The organism is Mesorhizobium sp. M2A.F.Ca.ET.037.01.1.1 (assembly GCF_003998075.1).
Lineage (GTDB): Bacteria > Pseudomonadota > Alphaproteobacteria > Rhizobiales > Rhizobiaceae > Mesorhizobium.
Genome location: NZ_RZSA01001753.1, coordinates 1 through 519, shown reverse-complemented (window position 1 = coordinate 519; position 519 = coordinate 1). Strand labels below are relative to the sequence as shown.

The window sequence follows — 519 nt, the reverse complement described above, 5'->3', positions numbered from 1 at the left end:
ACGAAAAGGATGCTCCACAGCCGGCCCAGGAAGCAGGCCAGCACCATCGCGAAGCCGATCGTCTCCAGCGATTCATGTCCGTTCGATCCTTCGGCCAGCGCCGGTCTGCTGAAGAGAAGCAGGATGACGGCAAGCACGGCTGCCACCTGCACGAAGATCAGGCGCTTGTGCTGGTCGAACGCTTTCGGCGCCGCTTTGAGGGAGGCCATTCTTTCTCACCGCTGCGGCGCCGAGACGGACGCCGGGCTTTCTCTAGCGCTTCCGCCGGGCGATGACGAGACCCGGCGAATGTTTTTGGCCGTCCTTACGAATTTGTAAGGATGCGGACAGGCCGCGGTGAATTTACGCGTCTAGCCTGATTGCCACGGGTTGTCGGCTTGAACAGAGCGCCGACGACCGGCCCTTACAGGATGACAGCCATAGCCATGACCATGACAGCCAACGAATACGGGTTCGAATTGAACCGGGTCCCGGACGTCACCCTCGATTTCTGGCTGATCAAGGTCCTGGCGGTGACCA

1 pseudogene is annotated in these 519 nt (G+C 60.7%); it reads right to left on the bottom strand.

The annotated features are described in order from the left end of the window. Positions 1-209: pseudogene (locus tag EOA27_RS39605) on the bottom strand (isoprenylcysteine carboxylmethyltransferase family protein); the annotation flags it as partial. Positions 210-519: the final 310 nt, after the last annotated feature.